Origin of the sequence: Spirosoma terrae (assembly GCF_010435915.1) — a bacterium.
GTDB classification, from domain to species: Bacteria; Bacteroidota; Bacteroidia; order Cytophagales; family Spirosomataceae; genus Spirosoma; species Spirosoma terrae.
This window is the reverse complement of record NZ_JAAFZH010000001.1, coordinates 916,983-934,440: the sequence shown is the minus strand read 5'-3', so window position 1 is coordinate 934,440 and position 17,458 is coordinate 916,983. Positions and strand designations below refer to the sequence as shown.

Annotated in this window: 15 protein-coding genes; 4 read left to right on the top strand and 11 right to left on the bottom strand. The window is 47.9% G+C overall.

Annotated elements, in window-relative coordinates; genetic code table 11:
- Positions 1 to 54 precede the first annotated feature (54 nt).
- Positions 55 to 648 (bottom strand): DUF4230 domain-containing protein, encoded by a 594-nt coding sequence (locus GK108_RS04110; RefSeq protein ID WP_163943157.1) that lies wholly within the window; start codon positions 646 to 648, stop codon positions 55 to 57.
- A gap of 79 nt (positions 649 to 727) precedes the next feature.
- Positions 728 to 2,011 (bottom strand): glutamyl-tRNA reductase, encoded by a 1,284-nt coding sequence (gene hemA / locus GK108_RS04105; RefSeq protein WP_163943154.1) that lies wholly within the window; start codon positions 2,009 to 2,011, stop codon positions 728 to 730.
- Between the two features lie 344 nt (positions 2,012 to 2,355).
- Between hemA and GK108_RS04100 the strand changes: the two genes are divergently transcribed.
- Positions 2,356 to 3,600, top strand: coding sequence for a sensor histidine kinase (locus GK108_RS04100; RefSeq protein WP_163943151.1), 1,245 nt, complete (start codon positions 2,356 to 2,358; stop codon positions 3,598 to 3,600).
- 10 nt (positions 3,601 to 3,610) lie between these two features.
- On the opposite strand, the gene GK108_RS04095 is transcribed toward GK108_RS04100, so the two are convergent.
- Positions 3,611 to 4,159 carry a hypothetical protein gene (locus GK108_RS04095; protein ID WP_163943148.1) on the bottom strand — a complete coding sequence of 183 codons (549 nt, stop codon included), beginning with the start codon at positions 4,157 to 4,159 and terminating at the stop codon, positions 3,611 to 3,613.
- Between the two features lie 51 nt (positions 4,160 to 4,210).
- Between GK108_RS04095 and GK108_RS04090 the strand changes: the two genes are divergently transcribed.
- Positions 4,211 to 5,281, top strand: a complete 1,071-nt coding sequence (locus tag GK108_RS04090) for an acyl transferase (protein ID WP_163943145.1) — start codon at positions 4,211 to 4,213, stop codon at positions 5,279 to 5,281.
- Between the two features lie 104 nt (positions 5,282 to 5,385).
- Here the strand turns inward: GK108_RS04090 and GK108_RS04085 are convergent, their stop codons facing one another.
- The 7 genes from GK108_RS04085 to GK108_RS04055 all read right to left on the bottom strand — a co-directional run bounded on the left by GK108_RS04085 (position 5,386) and on the right by GK108_RS04055 (position 14,893).
- Positions 5,386 to 6,543: a sigma-54-dependent transcriptional regulator gene (locus GK108_RS04085; RefSeq protein WP_163943143.1), complete on the bottom strand. Its 1,158-nt coding sequence runs from the start codon at positions 6,541 to 6,543 to the stop codon at positions 5,386 to 5,388.
- A gap of 370 nt (positions 6,544 to 6,913) precedes the next feature.
- A complete protein-coding gene (locus GK108_RS04080; protein WP_163943140.1) occupies positions 6,914 to 7,732 on the bottom strand; it encodes a helix-turn-helix domain-containing protein in 819 nt (272 codons plus the stop codon).
- A 251-nt stretch (positions 7,733 to 7,983) separates the two neighbouring features.
- Positions 7,984 to 8,721 carry an SDR family oxidoreductase gene (locus GK108_RS04075; RefSeq protein WP_163943137.1) on the bottom strand — a complete coding sequence of 246 codons (738 nt, stop codon included), beginning with the start codon at positions 8,719 to 8,721 and terminating at the stop codon, positions 7,984 to 7,986.
- A 91-nt stretch (positions 8,722 to 8,812) separates the two neighbouring features.
- Positions 8,813 to 9,436: a DUF2652 domain-containing protein gene (locus tag GK108_RS04070; RefSeq protein ID WP_163943134.1), complete on the bottom strand. Its 624-nt coding sequence runs from the start codon at positions 9,434 to 9,436 to the stop codon at positions 8,813 to 8,815.
- 118 nt (positions 9,437 to 9,554) lie between these two features.
- The gene (locus GK108_RS04065) at positions 9,555 to 10,376 is read right to left on the bottom strand and encodes a helix-turn-helix domain-containing protein (protein ID WP_163943130.1); all 822 of its coding nucleotides are present in this window, start codon (positions 10,374 to 10,376) and stop codon (positions 9,555 to 9,557) included.
- 51 nt (positions 10,377 to 10,427) lie between these two features.
- Complete coding sequence (locus GK108_RS04060; RefSeq protein WP_163943125.1) at positions 10,428 to 11,450, bottom strand: SDR family NAD(P)-dependent oxidoreductase; 1,023 nt, start codon at positions 11,448 to 11,450, stop codon at positions 10,428 to 10,430.
- Positions 11,451 to 11,599: 149 nt separating this feature from the next.
- Positions 11,600 to 14,893, bottom strand: a complete 3,294-nt coding sequence (locus tag GK108_RS04055; protein ID WP_163943122.1) for a glycoside hydrolase family 2 TIM barrel-domain containing protein — start codon at positions 14,891 to 14,893, stop codon at positions 11,600 to 11,602.
- 126 nt (positions 14,894 to 15,019) lie between these two features.
- On the opposite strand from GK108_RS04055, the gene GK108_RS04050 reads away from it, so the two are divergent.
- The gene (locus GK108_RS04050; RefSeq protein WP_163943119.1) at positions 15,020 to 15,967 is read left to right on the top strand and encodes an alpha/beta hydrolase; all 948 of its coding nucleotides are present in this window, start codon (positions 15,020 to 15,022) and stop codon (positions 15,965 to 15,967) included.
- Positions 15,968 to 15,997: 30 nt separating this feature from the next.
- Here the strand turns inward: GK108_RS04050 and GK108_RS04045 are convergent, their stop codons facing one another.
- Entirely contained in the window at positions 15,998 to 16,525 is a 528-nt protein-coding gene (locus GK108_RS04045) for a DUF2911 domain-containing protein (protein ID WP_163943117.1), read from the bottom strand.
- A 161-nt stretch (positions 16,526 to 16,686) separates the two neighbouring features.
- Between GK108_RS04045 and GK108_RS04040 the strand changes: the two genes are divergently transcribed.
- Positions 16,687 to 17,352 (top strand): class I SAM-dependent methyltransferase, encoded by a 666-nt coding sequence (locus GK108_RS04040; protein ID WP_163943115.1) that lies wholly within the window; start codon positions 16,687 to 16,689, stop codon positions 17,350 to 17,352.
- Positions 17,353 to 17,458 lie beyond the last annotated feature (106 nt).

The window sequence follows — 17,458 nt, the reverse complement described above, 5'->3', positions numbered from 1 at the left end:
GCCCCGAAGTTTTTCTTTACGGCCCATTTCCAGCTACAAAATCGTTCGGGGAGGTTACTCCTGAAAAGAAAGTCGCACTCCTCGCCCCGACACTTGTTCGAGCAATGGTTTCAGCACCTGGTTTGCATTCTGGCGAGTCTGCTCTAATATGCCTCCAGTCAGGGCCGCCTGCCGAATCTGTTTTTCGGCTTGCCGATACGCATCACTGACCAGCTGTGACTCATCTAAAAACGAAAAGCGGGTGTCGTAAACCCTGGATTTATCGTGATTTATTTTCCAGCTACACAGTTCTGGTTTAGGCAGTATCACTAGTATAGAATCGCCGTCGGCCTGAATATCCGCTGGTTTTATTTTGGTCAGATCGATACAGCCCGTGGCCTGGCCTTCTACGATCAATACGGCGTTCGCATTCGGCAAAAAGGTGTTGACGTGCTCATGTTCAATAATATCCTTGAACGTGTAGCTCACTAATTCCAGCTTCCCTAGCGCTTTTACCTCTTTTAGAACAATGCTCTGCGTGGTTTTATCGCCCCGCCGGAACCGACTCATCACGTCGCTCCCACGAATCTGCTCCCAAATGGCAATGAGCCCGGCCACCAGAACAGCAATAAACATCAACCGAAGAAGCGTATTTAAGAAACGGGACATACGTAGCGTGGAAGTCTATAAAAGCAAAACTCCCAAATCAGTAACGATTTGGGAGTTTTTAACAGTATAAGTCCGAGAATCAATGTTCCTGTTTATAATCGACAGCCGACTGTTTTTCCAGATCGAACAGATCGTTCAGTACGTCGATCAGCGTTTCGGCTTCACCCCGCTTACAGGCAGCTTTCAGCTGAAGCACCGGCAGTTTGATAATTTTTTGCATGATGCCTCGCGTAATCTTATCCACTTTCTCCGACTCATCGGGGCTCAAATGTTTCAGATGGCGGGCAATTTCGTCTTTACGAATTTGCTCCAGCGCATTTTTAAGCTTGTTGATCGTGGGCGAGACCACCATTTCTTTCGACCAGTCGCCAAACTCAGCGACAGCCTGAGCGATAATCGCTTCAACCTGTGGAATAGCCGCCAGGCGCTGATTTAACGCTTCGTCGGCCCGATTACGGATATGATCGATGTTATAGACCAAAACTCCCGGAATCTGCTCAACCGCAGCGTCCACGCTACGTGGTACAGACAGGTCAATGAAATATTTGTAGGTCAGTACGTTCAGATTCTGCAACAACGATGGCGTAATCAGTGGCTCATCGCGCATTACGGACGAAATAATGACGTCGGCTTTCCGGATTTCTTCGGTAAGGTTTGTAAAGTCGGCGGTGCGGAACCCGTACTGGCTGGCCAATGCTTCGGCTTTTGCCTGCGTACGGTTGCAGAGTGTAATATTTTTCAGGTTCCGCGCTTCCAGATTCAGGCAAACGTCGGCCCCAATTTCGCCAAGACCAATAACCAGTACGTTCGGGTTCTGATTATGACCAACAAGTTCATCAATTAATTCGACAGCAGCGTAAGAAACCGAAGCGGCTCCATCCCGGAACGGGGTTTCCTGGGTAACGCGCTTGTTGGTAAAGAAAATGGTATGCATCAACCGGTGGAGGAACGGCCCGGCCATATCCAGATCGGCTGACCACTGGTACGCATGCTTCACCTGATTCGGGATCTGCATATCACCAACTACCTGCGAATGCAAGCCAACACAAACTTCAAACAGATGCTGAACCGCATCGTTATGCGCACCGTAAAACTGGAAATAAGGCAAATACTGATCGGTATCGGTCAGACCTTTCTCAATAAGCAGTAAGCGGGCAATTTCGGCATTCAAATCCTGTTCAAATGCGTAATAGACCTCCGTACGGTTGCAAGTAGAGACAACGAGCAAATCTGACAGACCAAAAAAGTCCCGCAAGCGGAGCATCAGTTGTTTTGCTTCGTCTTCGTTAAGTGCAATTAGCTCCCGCACTTTGAGAGGTGCCGTTTTATGGGATAAACTAATTGATTTAAAAGTATCTAACATCGTTACGAATCACACTAGACGGCCTTAGCCAGCACAAAATTACAGCACAATTATCGGAGATGGAAACAGAGTGTATAATCGGTATATCTATTTAGAAATAATCCAAATAGCATGGCATTTTCTTTATTGAATCCTATTCAGATTAGTAACAGTTGAGTCGCTGTAGTCGTTCCGGTTAGCACAATTAATGTGCTTTTCTCGTTTATGAACTAAATGGCCGTCTATCCTCATCAATCAGTAGGGGTAAAGTAGCGAATTAATTGTTTATTGGCCTATTTTTATACAATAGAAGTCACTCTCAGGGTCAGTTATTTTCTGCTTGATCTGGGAAGCCGTGCGAAAACATGCTGAAATCATTTGATATTTATAACCAGAATAATTCGCTGAAAATAATTGTCGCGCTCAACCTTTTGCTGGTTGGAACGGCATCGCTACTCTACACCAATCGACTGATCAATAAACTGGAAGAACGCGAAGCACACTACGTTATTCTGTACGCCAAAACCATAGCTTATCTGGTTGACCCAAGCCACTTCGATTCGGGTGATCTTACGTTCGTGACGAGTGAGATTCTGGAAGCCAACCGAACTGTACCCGCCATCTATGTTGATCCTAATGGGCAGATATCCAAGCCCCTCAACATCGATTTCCCCGAAAACCTGACCGACGAAGGTAAGCAGCAATTTCTTCGGGATAAGACACAGGAAATGAAAAAGCGGCATCCGCCCATAGTGGTTGAAATTGGAAATGGCGAACGCGGACTGGTCTATTACGATAATTCAACGCTGCTCCGACAACTAACGTATTTCCCCTGGGTGCTCCTGGCTATTTTGGGGGCTTTAGGCGTATTGGCGTATCTGGCGTTCAGTTCGTCGCGAAGAGCTGAACAAAACCGGGTTTGGGTTGGACTGGCGAAAGAAACAGCTCACCAGCTTGGCACGCCCATGTCGTCGCTGATGGCCTGGGTCGAATTCATGCGTTCAGACCCGGCACAATACGACGAATCCATTACCGACGAAATTGCCAAGGATGTCAGCCGTCTGGAAACCATTACGGCCCGTTTCTCCAGTATTGGCTCCATTCCAACGCTAAAAGAGGAGAATATCACTACCGTGGTTGAGCAATTTACAGACTATCTGTCGAAGCGAATTTCTACGAAAGTAAAAATGAGCCTGGCCAGTCAGATTCCAGCCGACCAGACTGTCAAGATCAACAAGTTACTTTTTGAGTGGGTTATTGAAAACATCTGCAAAAATGCGGTTGATGCCATGAAAGGCGTTGGCGAATTACGACTTACTATGCAGGCGCTGTCTAACCAGGAAATCGCTATCGACATTACCGATACGGGTAAAGGGATTCCCAAAGCCAGCATGCAAAAAGTGTTTACACCCGGTTTTAGCACCAAAAAACGAGGTTGGGGGCTTGGTTTGACGCTGGCCAAACGTATTGTCGAAGAATACCACAGTGGAAAATTGTTCGTAAAAAGTTCGGAGCTTGGCAAAGGTACTACCTTCCGAATTATTCTAAACGCGGACACCGGCCAACAAAAAAAGGCCGTGCAAGCACAGCCTTCCGAAAAAGAAGCGTAGAACGAAAGGCCTACCTGGCAAACGGCAGGCTGATTGTATCGGTTTCTACTACGTTGCTTTCGTTCAGACTACGATCCCGAATTTTGATCTGAAACTTTGTCGGGTACATCTGAATAACGGTACCGTAAGGGAAAAGCTGATTAAAATCGAGCGAACCCTCAATAGCTCCTTTGGGTTTCCCGGCAGTAAGATCCGGGAACAGCAAGTTTGCGTTTACCTGATCCGTATATTCGACGTAGCGGTTATTGATGAAGCGAAACGTACGAATCTGGTAATTCCCCCAGTTGCCATTCTGAGCATAGCGGGCCGAGTCGGCTTTATAGGTTGGCGAGTTGACAGTGGTACCCAGATTACCATCACCATCTTTAAAGCCAATGGTGATCACCACTGAATCCCGCTTCGACTTCCCGATACCTTGTCCTGCCGGTAGGGTATATTTGAAGATACCTCTAAACTCAATGGATGGTGTGTCGGGGTAATCGGGTTCAGTAAAACAAGACGATAATGTCAGGGCCACTACTACGACCAGCAGGTATCGTTGAATTAGTTGTCGTTGCATACTGTTGTACTCGTATTGCAGGTAAAGTTTTTACTATTTTATTTTCTAACAATGCGTTTGCCCGAAGCAATCACACTTCGTCAATCACTACGTGAGCAGGTTTTAACGATAAGCGCTCAACGACCCACTTTTCCGTCTTTCGAATCGCTGGCGCTGGCTGTTTTTCAGTATCAGGCAACCTTCAATCCGTTATATCGCACTTATCTGCACTATCTCGGCGTCCAGGCCAATCAGGTCACTACGTTACGTCAGATCCCGTTTATGCCAATTGGCTTTTTCAGGAACCACGTTATCCAGACAGGTCGGCAACCTAATTGGCAACCCGACCCGGATACGCTGACCTTTGCCAGTAGTGGCACAACTGGCGAACGTACCAGTCGCCATTTCGTATCTGATCCAGCACTTTATGACGCCATCTGTACCGACATTTTCGAACAGATGTATGGACCGCTCAGCAACTTCCACATTCTGGCTTTGCTGCCGTCTTATCTTGAACGAAATAACTCATCGCTGGTGTATATGGTTCGCCAATTTATAGCGCAAACTGGCTCCGACAAATCGGGTTTTTACTTACATAATCACCATGAATTAACCGAACAGCTTCGGAAACTTACGCAACAACCCGATGAGAAAAAAATTCTGCTGATTGGCGTTACGTTCGGTTTGCTCGATTGGGCCGAGTCTACAGCGGATTTGTCGTTTCTCAGTACAAACGAAAACCTGATTGTGATGGAAACAGGCGGCATGAAAGGGCGCCGTCAGGAATTGCTACGGGAAGAAGTCCACCAGCTACTACGTAATCATTTGGGTGTATCGTCGGTTCACTCCGAATATGGCATGACGGAGTTACTATCGCAAGCCTACTCCGCTGGCGACGGTATTTTCAGGCCAAGTTCAACGCTACGTATCGTGCTACGGGATATCAACGATCCTTTTTCGCTATATCCCGCCGATTATACACGTACTGGCGGTATCAATGTGATTGACCTGGCTAATCTGGATTCCTGTTCGTTCATAGAAACGCAGGATCTAGGCCAGTATGTTGGCGATAAGGGCGATTTCCGCGTTATCGGCCGTTTTGACAACTCGGATGTAAGGGGGTGTAATTTGCTGGTGCTCTGAGGTCTGAACCGGGATTTTCACAAGATTTATAGGATTTTCATGATACCTATGCTAAATAGTTCGCTAGTCTTAGAAATCTTTAAAAATCCTGGTTCAGACGTTCGTTAGAAATAGGCGTATGCTTTCACATCTTCGAGCGAGATTTCCTCTCCGCCCATAATGACCAGACGCTCAACAATGTTACGTAGCTCCCGAACATTGCCTGTCCACGGAAGCGATTGTAGATAGGCCATCGCATCGGGCGTTATTTCTTTGGCGACAGCACCATAATCGGCCGCAATGTCCTGCAAGAACTTATCGACCAGCAACGGAATATCGGACCGGCGTTCGGCTAATGGCGGAACGTGAATAACAATTACACTTAGCCGGTGAAATAAGTCTTCCCGGAAGTTACCATTGGCAATTTCCTGTCGCAGATCCTTGTTGGTAGCTGCAATCACCCGTACGTTGACTTTGATTTCTTTATCGCCCCCAACCCGGGTAATTTTGCTTTCCTGCAATGCCCGCAGCACTTTAGCCTGTGCCGACAAGCTCATATCACCAATCTCGTCGAGAAATAGCGTTCCCCCATCGGCCTGTTCAAACTTACCGACACGACGGGCCGCAGCACCAGTGAAAGCGCCTTTTTCATGCCCAAACAACTCGCTTTCGATAAGTTCGCCAGGAATAGCCGCACAGTTAACCTCTACCAGAACCTGATTCGAACGGTTTCCTTTGTCGTGTATTTGCTTGGCAACCATTTCCTTACCAGAACCATTGGCTCCGGTTATAAGCACCCGCGCTTCCGTGGCAGCCACCCGGTTTATGGTTTCTTTTACCCGTCGAATTGGTTCTGACTCGCCAACAATTTCGTTGATTTTATAAATCCGTTTTTTCAACGTCTTCGTTTCCTGAACCAGTTTCGCCCGTTCGATGGCGTTACGGACAGTAATGAGTAATCGGTTCAGATCGGGTGGTTTTGTAATGAAATCGAAGGCGCCCCGTTTTGTGGCTTCAACGGCGTTTTCCACATTCCCGTAGGCCGAAATCATAATAAACTGCGTGCTCTTACTAACTTCCTGCGCCTTCTGTAGCAACTCCAGGCCTTCAATCTTAGGCATGCGTATGTCGCACAACGCTACGTCGTAGGTCGTACGTGAAATCATTTCTAATCCTTCTTCTCCGTCTTTAGCCTCGTCTACTTCGTAGCCCTCATACTCTAAAATATCCCGTAAAGCTTCCCGAATGCTTTTTTCGTCATCTACGATAATTAATTTGGCCATGCGCGTGGGTATGGGTTTTCGTGTGCCTCAGCACAAGGACGAAAATAGTGCTTTTACGTCCACAAGTGCAAACGTAAGTAATAAAGACTATTCATGATATAGACATAATGGCAGCAACAAGATATAACTTGTTATTTACCCAGAAAGCAGCTTTAAATCCTACTTAATGGTAGCCTCTACCAACGCAACGCTTCAGTTACTTTAATCAACTAAAACCCTATTTATATGACAAAGAAGGTATCCTTGATCAGACTTGGCGTCATTAGAGCTTATACCAAAGGGCTACGCATTGTTACTCCTATACCACTATACTATATTAGATCATAGCATGACTCTCTAACGCCCGGTAGCAAACCATTCCAGGGCGAAATTATCTCGTATGAGGAGCCCCCAGCAACTCCGTCGGTGTGTAACCAAAGTGTTTTTTAAAGGCAAACGAAAAGTGTGAAAGGTTTTCAAAACCAACCTCATAGCATACATCAATCGGTTTCATTTTCTTTTCCACAAACTGGTAATGAGCCAGTTCCAGCCGTTTTTGGGTCAGCCATTTTTGTGGGGTTTCGTTGAAGGTCTTCTTAAAATCACGTTTGAAAGTCGTCAGACTTCGGCCAGTCAGATACCCAAACTTCTCAATTGGCATATTGAACATAAAATTATGCTCCATATACTCAGCCAGATCAATCTTACCCGGATCTTCGAAGTTGGCGAGCATATTGTCAATACTCTTATCGATCGATCGTAGGATTGTAACGGCTTCTGTGATTTTCAGGTTAGCGATATTCTCCGGCAGATCCTGCATATCGAAATAAGGAATAAGAGAAGCCATACAGCTTTCCAGCAGCGGATGATTGTTGTAATGCCTTATTCTTGGTATTTTTTCGGGGTTAACCTTACTATCGAGTTTCGCGTAGTAGTTCTGTAACCACCCTTTTGTTAAGTGCATGACAACGGTTTTGTGCGGAAGACCATCTTTGGGATAGTTAATAATGGTGGCCAGCTGATTCCTTGGAATCAAAAAGATATCGCCCTTCTGAAACCGATACGTTCCTTCGGCCTGTACGATCTTCGTTTCTCCTGAGATAAACCAGACCAGCATATGTTGGTCGAACGTAATTTCTGACCTAAAGAATTTGTCCTCGTAACAGGATAACTTAATATCCTCCGTGATGTACTTTGCTACGTAATCCATCGACTAAAAATAGGTTTTACGATATGCCTTTAATCGGAAAGTGGTTAACGCAAAGGTAGCATACCTCCCATCCTTTTATTTTGTTTTGAGGATCAAGCGGGCTTTGTTAAGCGGACCATTTACCAGGTTTCAATGCTAAATCAGATCAATTACCGTAATCTCCGGCGTATTCCTGAGGCAATACGACGCTACGTTAGCGTAGCAACCATCTGTTGATGGCCGAAGAACCTGGTAACTCCTCAATAAGGTCCTTATTTGTTCAGAGACTGGCCACCATCGATCAGGTACTCTGCCCCCGTGATGAAGGCCGCATCATCACTGGACAGGAAACTGACCAGCTTGCCAACTTCAGCAGCTATTCCCAGTCTGCCTAGTGGCACCCCTGCAATAATAAACTCCTGCATTTTTGGATCGCCGATCCCCCCTTTCTCCATAATTTCTGTAGCAAACGGGCCGGGGCTCACCGCGTTGACCCGTATACGACGAGGGGCCAGTTCAATGGCTGCAATCTTTACGACGGCATTAATTGCGGTTTTGCTGGCCGTATAAATGGAGGTATGCGGTTTGGTAGTTGAGGCCGATGAAGACGATGTGATAATAACCGATGCGCCATCGTTCAGTATCGGAATAAACCGGCTCAACGTAAAATAGGCCCCTTTCAGGTTCAGATTCATGACCTCATCGAACAGGTCTTCGGTGGCCTCCTCAATGGTAGTCAGTTTTGTAGTACCGGCATTCACCATCAGAATATCTATCTTTCCGAATGCCCGTCCAACCTGTTCTGTTAGGGCAACGATATCGGTCAGGTTGGCGTGGTTGGCAAGCATACCAACGGCACCTAGTTCCGTAGCCGCTTTGTCGATGGCTTCTTTTCGGCGTCCAGTGATGATCACAGTGGCACCATTAGCGATTAGTTCTTTTGCGGTGGCAAAACCGAGTCCACTATTGCCACCAGTTACTACGGCAATTTTACCAGTTAGAGTTGTCATGTTCGTTTTTTTGATTTGAATTATGCGCTGAATACAACCATGTGGTAAGCTTATCTACAGTCTCGATTTTATGTCTGTCCGTTAGTACTTTTCAGGCAGTACATTGACAAGATTCAAACAGAATGTAGGTAAAACACAGGTTTCTTAAGCCACCATAGATTTCACAGAGTTTATTGGAACGTATGGCCGGAGAAAGGTTATGGACAAGTTGTTGTTCAGCAGCCGCAATCAGTTCATCGGTGATAAGCAGGTACGACTTTCCGGGAATGTTATTCTTTAACAATCGATGAGATTCGACAACTACCTCGCCGTATAGCTTGCGGAAACCGCCCACGGAGAACTCCGCCATTTCTCCATAATGTGCGATCGCTTTAAGGTGCAGGTCCAGCTTCATAGCGTACTTATTCTCCAGCTCCGCAATTTTACGATCGAAGGCAATCTTGAGTTGTTCAAACTGGGCATACAAATCATTGACGGAAGGCGTCGCTTTCCATTTGTAGAAGAACACCGCATCTCCTTCAATTTCTGCGATCTGCATATTCAGTCCATTTTTCCGAATAATGGTCGATAACAATTCATACGTAATCAGCTGTCCGGTTACCAGGTCCGTGCTACGTACCAACTGCGTAAATCCACTGATATCTGGAATGAACACCAGACCTTTTTTCGTCCTTTTGTTGGTACATCTCTGGGTATTGACTGGGAAAATGGTCATGATAGCTAGATTTTAGTGGATGAACGGATGCATCTCACGCCGATGGATTGGCAATAGTTTCCTCTATCGTTCCTGACAGCAACGATTCATACAACTAGGCAACATTCCTGATAGCGGACTAACGCATAGCCCCGAGAGCGACTAATTTGGTGGGCGGATAGCCAAAATGTCTTTTGAACGCGAAAGAGAAATGGGAGAAATTCTCGAAGCCAACCTCATAACAGACATCAACCGGCCTGCTACTCTTTTGACTACACTGGTAATGGGCCAGTTCCAGTCGTTTTTGGGTCAGCCATTTCTGAGGTGTGGTGTCGAACAGCTTTTTAAAGTCGCGTTTAAACGTAGTGAGACTTCTTCCTGTCAGGTAGCCAAATCGTTCCAGCGGCATATTGAACATATAGTTTCGCTCCATAAAATCGACCAGGTCCAGCTTTGCGGGACTGTCAAAATTGGTCAGCAAAGTATCAATATTGGGGTCGATTAGCCGAAGCAGGCTGATGGCTTCCTTGATTTTAATAGCTGCGAGATGCTCCGGTAGCGGTTCGGTCAGGTCGAAATAGGGAGCTAGCGAAGCAAAACAGCTTTTCAACAAGGGGTGATCACCAAAACGTCTGATCTTAAAAGAGCTGCCCGCTGACGATTTGATGGTTACTCCCTGATAAAAATCCCTCAGTCGACTTGTAGACAAATGCATCACAACCGTCTTATGGGGCTGATTGCCTTTCGGATAGTTGATAATCGTAGCTAACTGGTTCCGGGGGATCAGGAAAATATCGCCTGATGCGAAGGTATAGCTTGTTTCTGCCTGAATAATCTTCGTTTCTCCCTCAATGAACCAGATCAGCATATGATGGTCGAAGACAATCTCTGTTTTAAATAGCTTGTCTTCGTAGCTGGATAGTTTGATCTCCGGCGTTACGTATGTCGACTGATAGTCCATACCCTTTTCTAAATCGTCTTTTACAACCTCTCTCTGCCGGTGATTTTCCAGCTATTCGTTTACATTGAAGTTAATTCCGATCATTTCTTCGGTCAGCGTCCACAGACGTTTGGCGCTGGCATCGTCCAGTGAATACTGCTGTACACCCCGTTGATGTAGTTTGGCATTGGTAGGTATGGCAGGATCGGCCGGTAGTAATTCGGCGATGTCACCATCTTCGCAGTATACACCGCCCAGATTATTCAGGAGTGGACTGGTTGCGGCCCATACCGACGTAGCGGCACCCTGCGGAATTGTTTTTAGGTTTGCCAGTACGTCGGCGCGCATATTACCATCATCGTCCAGGAACCCCATTTGCTTCCAAAGATCCATCGATGCGTTCCGTCCCAACTCCGTTCCTGCAATTGAACCTGGGTGCACCGAAAAGGCTCGCACATTGACACCTTTCGCCCGATTGTCAAGCTCCAGCGCGAATAGATTGCTGGCTGTTTTTGACTGACCATAGGCCTGTAGGGTTTCATAGTCGCGATGGTTGAAATTAAGATCGTCAAAGTTGAACGGAGCCATGTGGTGGCCCAATGACGAAACATTCACAACACGGGCTCCATTGGCGCGTTTCAGAGCAGGCCACAACTTTGCCGTAAGGTGAAACTGACCGATATAGTTGGTAGCCAGCTGCGATTCAATACCACGTTCATCGCGTTGCAGCGGCACCCACATGATCCCGGCGTTATTGATCAGGATATGTAGCGGCCTGCCTGATGCCAGAAATTTTTCGGCAAATGCATCTATGGAAGCTGGATTCATCATATCCATGGCTTCGATCTCAACATTGGCAATTCCCTCCAGATTTTTCCGGGCTTTTTCTACATCCCTTGCTGGCACGATCACGGTTGCGCCAGCGGCTGCCAGTGTGCGGGTCGTTTCTACGCCAATACCCGCATTACCCCCCGTTACAATAGCGACCTTGCCGGTGAGGTCGATCCCTGCAATCACATCGCTGGTTGTCGATTGAGCGTTGAAACCTGTGCCGAGTGGACGTTGTAGTGCGCCCTGGTTGTTGTTCTGTATCATTTTCTTTTTTGTTTTTGTTGATACAAAACTAGGGTGCCGTTTTCCGGGCGACTTTGTTCAAAAGACCGAATTTGCTTTGTTTATAGGACCATAGCTAAAATGTCTGATTTTATACAGCTGAGCATAATTATTGCCTATCAACCACGGGCTTAACGCGGCAAAAGAAGGCCAACCACGTCCGCTACGTTAGTGCGGGTATCAATTGGACGTAACCGAAATGTATAGGTGTATGATTTATTGGCCGGGAGCTGGTATTCTGGATGAACGCGAGGACTCCAGCTGTCATCGCCCCCTAGTCCCATCTGCGCCATATCGATCGAGACAACCGTTACATTCCCGCGTTCAAGGTTTTGTTGATCAGGCTTTTTGGCGTTTAACAAGGCTTCATTGGTATAATCCCGAGCGTTGATATCAAGCGTAGCACCACTACGTATATCACTTATAATCAGCAGACCTCCCCCTTTTTCATTCGTAAGTTTGGCCCAGCGAACCTCCGTTTTGTTACCGTTTTCCTGCGCCATTATGTAGGGAAAGAACTGGTCGGCGACTTTTCCTTCATACAACCCCACTTTAGCGGCTTCCTTCCGATCGGCGTAACTTTCAAAAGGCCCTCGCCCATACCAGGCTATCTGCGTATAGGTGGCTGGCAACTGGATCTGCATCCCTACACGAGCCAGCGGAGGCAATGAACCAGACGGAGTGTAGGTTGTTGTCACCTCCACATCGCCCGTACCATACACCAGATAATCGGTTTGCTGGCGGATACTACCACCATTACCCAGCAACTCATTCGTAAAACTTACTCGCACCATCTGAGGCCGGGCGTCCAGTTTTACATCAACCGGCCTGGCTTTCATCGTATCCAGGCCAGCCTTACGCCAGCGGGCGGCAAATGAGCTGGCTCCTCCCCCTTCGTCATTATCGGTTGGTACGCGCCAGAATCCAGGTTGAAGGCCTGGGATCACGGAATCTGTCGCTGTCTGCCCTTTGGCTACTATGTTCACCCCGTGGAAAAACCATTGGCTCAGCGTACCCATTTTCTTATCGAATACAACGGCAAAATCTTTTCCCCGTACCGTTATCGACGTAGCCGACGAAGTCGCTTTCAGGACAGGAATCCGGTTCATTGCCAGCACCCGAGGCTCCAGCGACGTTAATTTTACCGGAAACTGCCCCGACGCTACGTCGTGCCCAGCCGGTGCCCAGCTCGTGGCCTGTTTAAGCCGGATGCTCACGTTTAGAAAATACTCATTCAGCAAAGGGGCCTGATTAGCAGCCATGGCCCGGGCGTTGCCCGTAATCTGCCTCATATCAATTACGTCGTCAATACGTACCGGCAATGTTAACACCTGGGTCTGCCCCGGTTTAGCGACCAGATTATTTTCGCCACCCCGCTGAACGACTTCTCCGTTACGGATCAACTCCCACTCTAGCCGAAACGGCTCCAGCGACATGAAGTTGTAGTTATTCCGTACGTGTATTTTCACGGGTTGACCCGCCGATAAAGCGGTTGGCGTTGTCAGCTTAACGTATTGATAGACGAGTTTAACTTCATTGATTTCGGGTTGCGGTGTCCGATCTGGGTTAACCAGGCCATCGCCAGCGTTGGCCCCATCGATAGCGTTAATGTGATCGGTAAACCCCTTCCCCGCTTTATTTTTCAACCGCAATCCCTGATCGACCCAGTCCCAGATAAAGCCGCCCTGCAGACGCGGATATTTGTCAATGGCCGCCCAATAGTCTTTCAGATTGCCCACGCTGTTACCCATTGAATGAGCGTATTCGCAGACAATGACAGGGCGGGACGGATCTTTTTCCATCAGCTTCACTATATCGTCGACCGATGGATACATGGTTGAAATGATGTCGAAACTGGTCAGCGACGTAGCGTTATAGGGCCTACGGCCCTCGTAATGGATGGGGCGCGTTGGATCGATTAGTTTTATAATATCGGCCATATCCCGGAAATTCTGGCCCATGTCGCTCTCGTTGCCTAACGACCAGATCACAATAGACGGATGATTTTTGTCCCGTTCCACCATTGCCCTTCCACGCGCCACAAAGGCATCGCGCCATTCGGGTTTAGCGGCTGGCGACTGCCCCTTCGACCATAATTCGTGGCTCTCGATATTGGCCTCGTCAATCACATACAGGCCATACTCGTCGCAGAGATCATACCAGTCCGTTACGTTCGGATAATGCGAGGTTCGAACCGCATTGATGTTATGCTGCTTCATCAGCCTGATATCCTGAATCATCGACTCCCGGCTGATTACACGACCCGTATTTGGGTCAAATTCGTGCCGGTTGACACCTTTATACGTAACAGGCTTGCCATTGAGCAGCAATTGTCCCCCCGCTAATTTCATCTCCCGAAATCCAATACGTTGGCTAACGGCTTCCGACGGCTGACCATCCGTTCCAATCAATTGCAGGATCAGCGTGTAGAGCGATGGCGATTCTGCACTCCAGAGCGCCGGTGCCTTCACAACCTTGCTCACCCGAAAAATAGCCTCTTCGCCCGTATCGACCGCATTTTCGGAATTGATTGTTTCCGTGAAAACCACCGCACGTTTGGGATCATACAAAGTGGCTTTGAGCCGATACGGTGCTTTTGTTCCAGTAGGCGACAGATTACGAACGCTAGCCGTCACTTTCAACGTAGCATCATTGTACTGATCATCCAGATCGGTTACGACATAGAGGTCGCGCAGGTAGGTAGTGGGCGTAGCATACAGAAATACATCCCGAAAAATGCCCGATATGCGCCAGAAATCCTGATCTTCCAGGTAACTTCCATCCGACCAGTTGATTACCTCCACAGCCAGCAGATTTTCACCAGATTTCAGCTTGTCGTTGATACGAAATTCGGCCGGGGTCATGCTATCTTCATGATAGCCAACCAACTGCCCATTCAGATACACCCGACACGTTGACTGAACGCCCGCAAAATGCAGGAAAACGTTACGTCCCCGAAAATTGTCGGGGATCGTAAACCGTAGCCGATATAATCCTACGGCATTCGTATCGGTCGTAATACGGGGCGGAGTAGCCGGAAACGGATGCTTTATATTCGTAAAGATGGGCCGATCATAGGGCCGTCCTTCGCGGGCACCCACCACCTGCCAGTTTGATGGAACCAGCAGATCATCCCAGTTTTGGTCGTTGACTGTCGGCTGAAAAAAATCAGCGGGAATCTGATTAGGATGTTTCAACCATCTGAATTTCCAGCTTCCATTCAGCATCTTCACATAGGGCGATGTTCGCCAATCTGTTACGTCGAGCGCCTGCTGCTCAGTAGCAAAGGGAATCAACGTAGCGTGTGGTTTTTCGGTATGCAGGCTGATAACCTGTGGGTCCTCCCAATCGGGTAACGTCTGTGAAAAGAGGCTGGTAGTATGGAAAGAGACAAAAAGCAGAATAAGGAGTAAACTTTTGTGCATACTCAACAACGTTATTTCGTTAACAGAACAAGGAGATGTTATGACAGAGAACGCACTAGAGGTGCGCCTATTTCTAATTTCGGCCAAATTTCGCATAAATTTAACCGCCTTATACCCTGAAAATCCATGATAACCCGCTCTCTACTCGTCTTTTTGCTTGCCATAGTACCACTGCTCACAACGCTGGGGCAATCGCGCCGACGGGCACAATTAACAACTCCTCAGTCTAACGGCCCTGTTCCGGTAGTGGCGGCCCCACAGACCCGCTTACTGGAAAGCATGGTATTCAACAGCTCGTTGCTCAACCGACAGGTCAAATTCTCGATCTATCTTCCGCCCGATTATTACACATCGAACCGTCGGTATCCGGTTGTTTATCTGCTTCACGGCCTCGGCGACAATGAAACGAGCTGGGTTCAATTTGGCGAAGCCGACCGTATTGCGGATGCAGGTATTCGCTCGGGCGATCTCTCCCCGATGATTATTGTTATGCCCGACGCTGGCGCTACGTTCTATGTCAATGATTACCAGAACAAGGTTCGTTACGAAGATATGTTTGTACAGGAGTTCATTCCGCATATCGATACCATGTTTCGTACCCGGCCACAACGGGAGTTCCGGGCACTTTCGGGCTTGTCGATGGGCGGTTTCGGCTCCCTGACCCTGGCTATGCACCATCCCGAACTGTTTAGCGCCTGTGCGGCCATGAGCGCGGCCGTCCGCACGGACGAAACCTTTGCGGCTATCCCCGAAGAACGTTACAATACGGTATATGCGCCCATTTTCAGCGGCCCCGTTACCGGCGAAAACCGCTTAACGATTACCTGGAAACGGAACAGTCCCATTACGTTAGCCCGGTCAGCGCCGGAAGCCGATCTAAAAAAAGTACGCTGGTATATTGATTGTGGCGACGACGACGCGTTAACTATCGGTAATTCGATGCTCCATATTGCCTTACTGGACCGTCAGATTCCGCACGAATACCGGGTGCGCGATGGGGCCCACACGTGGAGCTACTGGCGTACGGGCCTGCCTGATGCGTTGACGTTCATAGCCACCAGTTTTCACCGCTAGTACCTGATGCTACGTCGAATTCACTACGTATCAACGACGTTGAATCGGCACAACGGCTTCGGTTTCATCCCAGGTCAGCAGCATATTGGCCCCTTCTTTCTGCGCATCAAAGCTGATCGTAAACTGGTCAACTGGCGGGCTATGCTTTTGTGAAGATACGGGAACGCGTAATACGTCGTCGGTAGCATTATAGTTGGTGCCCCACTGCCCAGTTTCCCGATTAAAAATAATCGTCCACTTGTCGGGGGTTGGGATTGTCCAGAGCGAATACTGACCAGCATTCAACGGTTTACCGGCAATTGTTACGTCCTGGGCTAACTCGATGATCGTGGCTTCATTGGCGCCGGTACGCCAGACTTTTCCGTAGGGAACCAACCCGCCGAAAATGGTACGTCCTTTTTTATAGGGCCGACAATAAGCCACCTTTACCCGAAATCCATCCTGATCAATAATCACCTCTGCTTCAGGACTTCCCGACTTCGTCCAGAAACGTAGTCCAAAGAAACCGAGAAGCAATAAAGCGGCAATTATGCCGAGGATGATAAACACACGTTTCATAGGTGGAATTAGGGTTATAGTCTCTGCAAGATAGAGAATTCATTTAAACCAATCGGTTGCTGCGTTCCGATTACTGCGACATTCTATTGAAGGGCGAATTTTGCACAATGTTGTCTTTGGATTTTTGTTACTTCACGATTCACCAACCTCAACCAGCAAGTATGGCTAAAGAATGGACTGAAGCGGACTTAAAGGAAATTGCCCAACAATTGAGCTGTCCCTCGGGCGAAATGGGTATTGCTACCGGCGAGCGCATGAACCGCAGTAATCTGAATATGACAAAACGCGGCTTCGACATCCTGGCAATCGCCAATAACGACACGGTGCTGGAAATCGGACCGGGCAACGCTGTCCAAGCCGATGCGGTAGTGAACGCAGCCGAGGGCGTTCGTTACGTTGGCGTCGACATTTCGGAAACGATGATTCAGGAGGCTCAACGGCGAAATACCGGACTAGTGGCTTCGAATCAGGTATCGTTTGTTTTGTCGGACGGGCAAACGATGCCGTTTGCTGACAATTCGTTCGACAAAATCCTGACCGTCAACACGGTTTATTTCTGGCAAGACCCAGTCAGCTACATCGCCGAGATTTATCGTGTTCTTAAACCGGGAGGTCGGTTTGCGCTTGTATTCGCCGACAAAGGGTTTATGGATAATCTACCCTTTACGCAATATGGCTTCCAAACCTATGATAAGTCAATGGCGATCAACCTTCTACAATCGGCTCCTTTTTCATTGGAGGCTATTCTGGAAGAAATTGACCATACGATCGGTAATCTTGGACATCCAGTCGAACGACCCATTATTATTGCTCTTGCCAAAAAATAGCTTATTAGCCGGACAACGTAGTGATTTGTCCTACAGAAAGCGTTATTTATCGAGGGGAATAGCCGAGCCGACAGATACCTTTGCGGATCATTTTTATTGATGTGCC

Coding starts and splice junctions, on each gene's coding strand:
- GK108_RS04085 (WP_163943143.1), bottom strand. CDS start 6,543: ATGGCCAAATTAATTATCGTAGATGACGAAAAAAGCATTCGGGAAGCT.
- GK108_RS04065 (WP_163943130.1), bottom strand. CDS start 10,376: ATGGACTATCAGTCGACATACGTAACGCCGGAGATCAAACTATCCAGC.
- GK108_RS04040 (WP_163943115.1), top strand. CDS start 16,687: ATGGCTAAAGAATGGACTGAAGCGGACTTAAAGGAAATTGCCCAACAA.
- GK108_RS04100 (WP_163943151.1), top strand. CDS start 2,356: ATGCTGAAATCATTTGATATTTATAACCAGAATAATTCGCTGAAAATA.
- GK108_RS04070 (WP_163943134.1), bottom strand. CDS start 9,436: ATGACCATTTTCCCAGTCAATACCCAGAGATGTACCAACAAAAGGACG.
- GK108_RS04110 (WP_163943157.1), bottom strand. CDS start 648: ATGTCCCGTTTCTTAAATACGCTTCTTCGGTTGATGTTTATTGCTGTT.
- GK108_RS04075 (WP_163943137.1), bottom strand. CDS start 8,721: ATGACAACTCTAACTGGTAAAATTGCCGTAGTAACTGGTGGCAATAGT.
- hemA (WP_163943154.1), bottom strand. CDS start 2,011: ATGTTAGATACTTTTAAATCAATTAGTTTATCCCATAAAACGGCACCT.
- GK108_RS04090 (WP_163943145.1), top strand. CDS start 4,211: ATGCGTTTGCCCGAAGCAATCACACTTCGTCAATCACTACGTGAGCAG.
- GK108_RS04055 (WP_163943122.1), bottom strand. CDS start 14,893: ATGCACAAAAGTTTACTCCTTATTCTGCTTTTTGTCTCTTTCCATACT.
- GK108_RS04050 (WP_163943119.1), top strand. CDS start 15,020: ATGATAACCCGCTCTCTACTCGTCTTTTTGCTTGCCATAGTACCACTG.
- GK108_RS04080 (WP_163943140.1), bottom strand. CDS start 7,732: ATGGATTACGTAGCAAAGTACATCACGGAGGATATTAAGTTATCCTGT.
- GK108_RS04060 (WP_163943125.1), bottom strand. CDS start 11,450: ATGATACAGAACAACAACCAGGGCGCACTACAACGTCCACTCGGCACA.
- GK108_RS04045 (WP_163943117.1), bottom strand. CDS start 16,525: ATGAAACGTGTGTTTATCATCCTCGGCATAATTGCCGCTTTATTGCTT.
- GK108_RS04095 (WP_163943148.1), bottom strand. CDS start 4,159: ATGCAACGACAACTAATTCAACGATACCTGCTGGTCGTAGTAGTGGCC.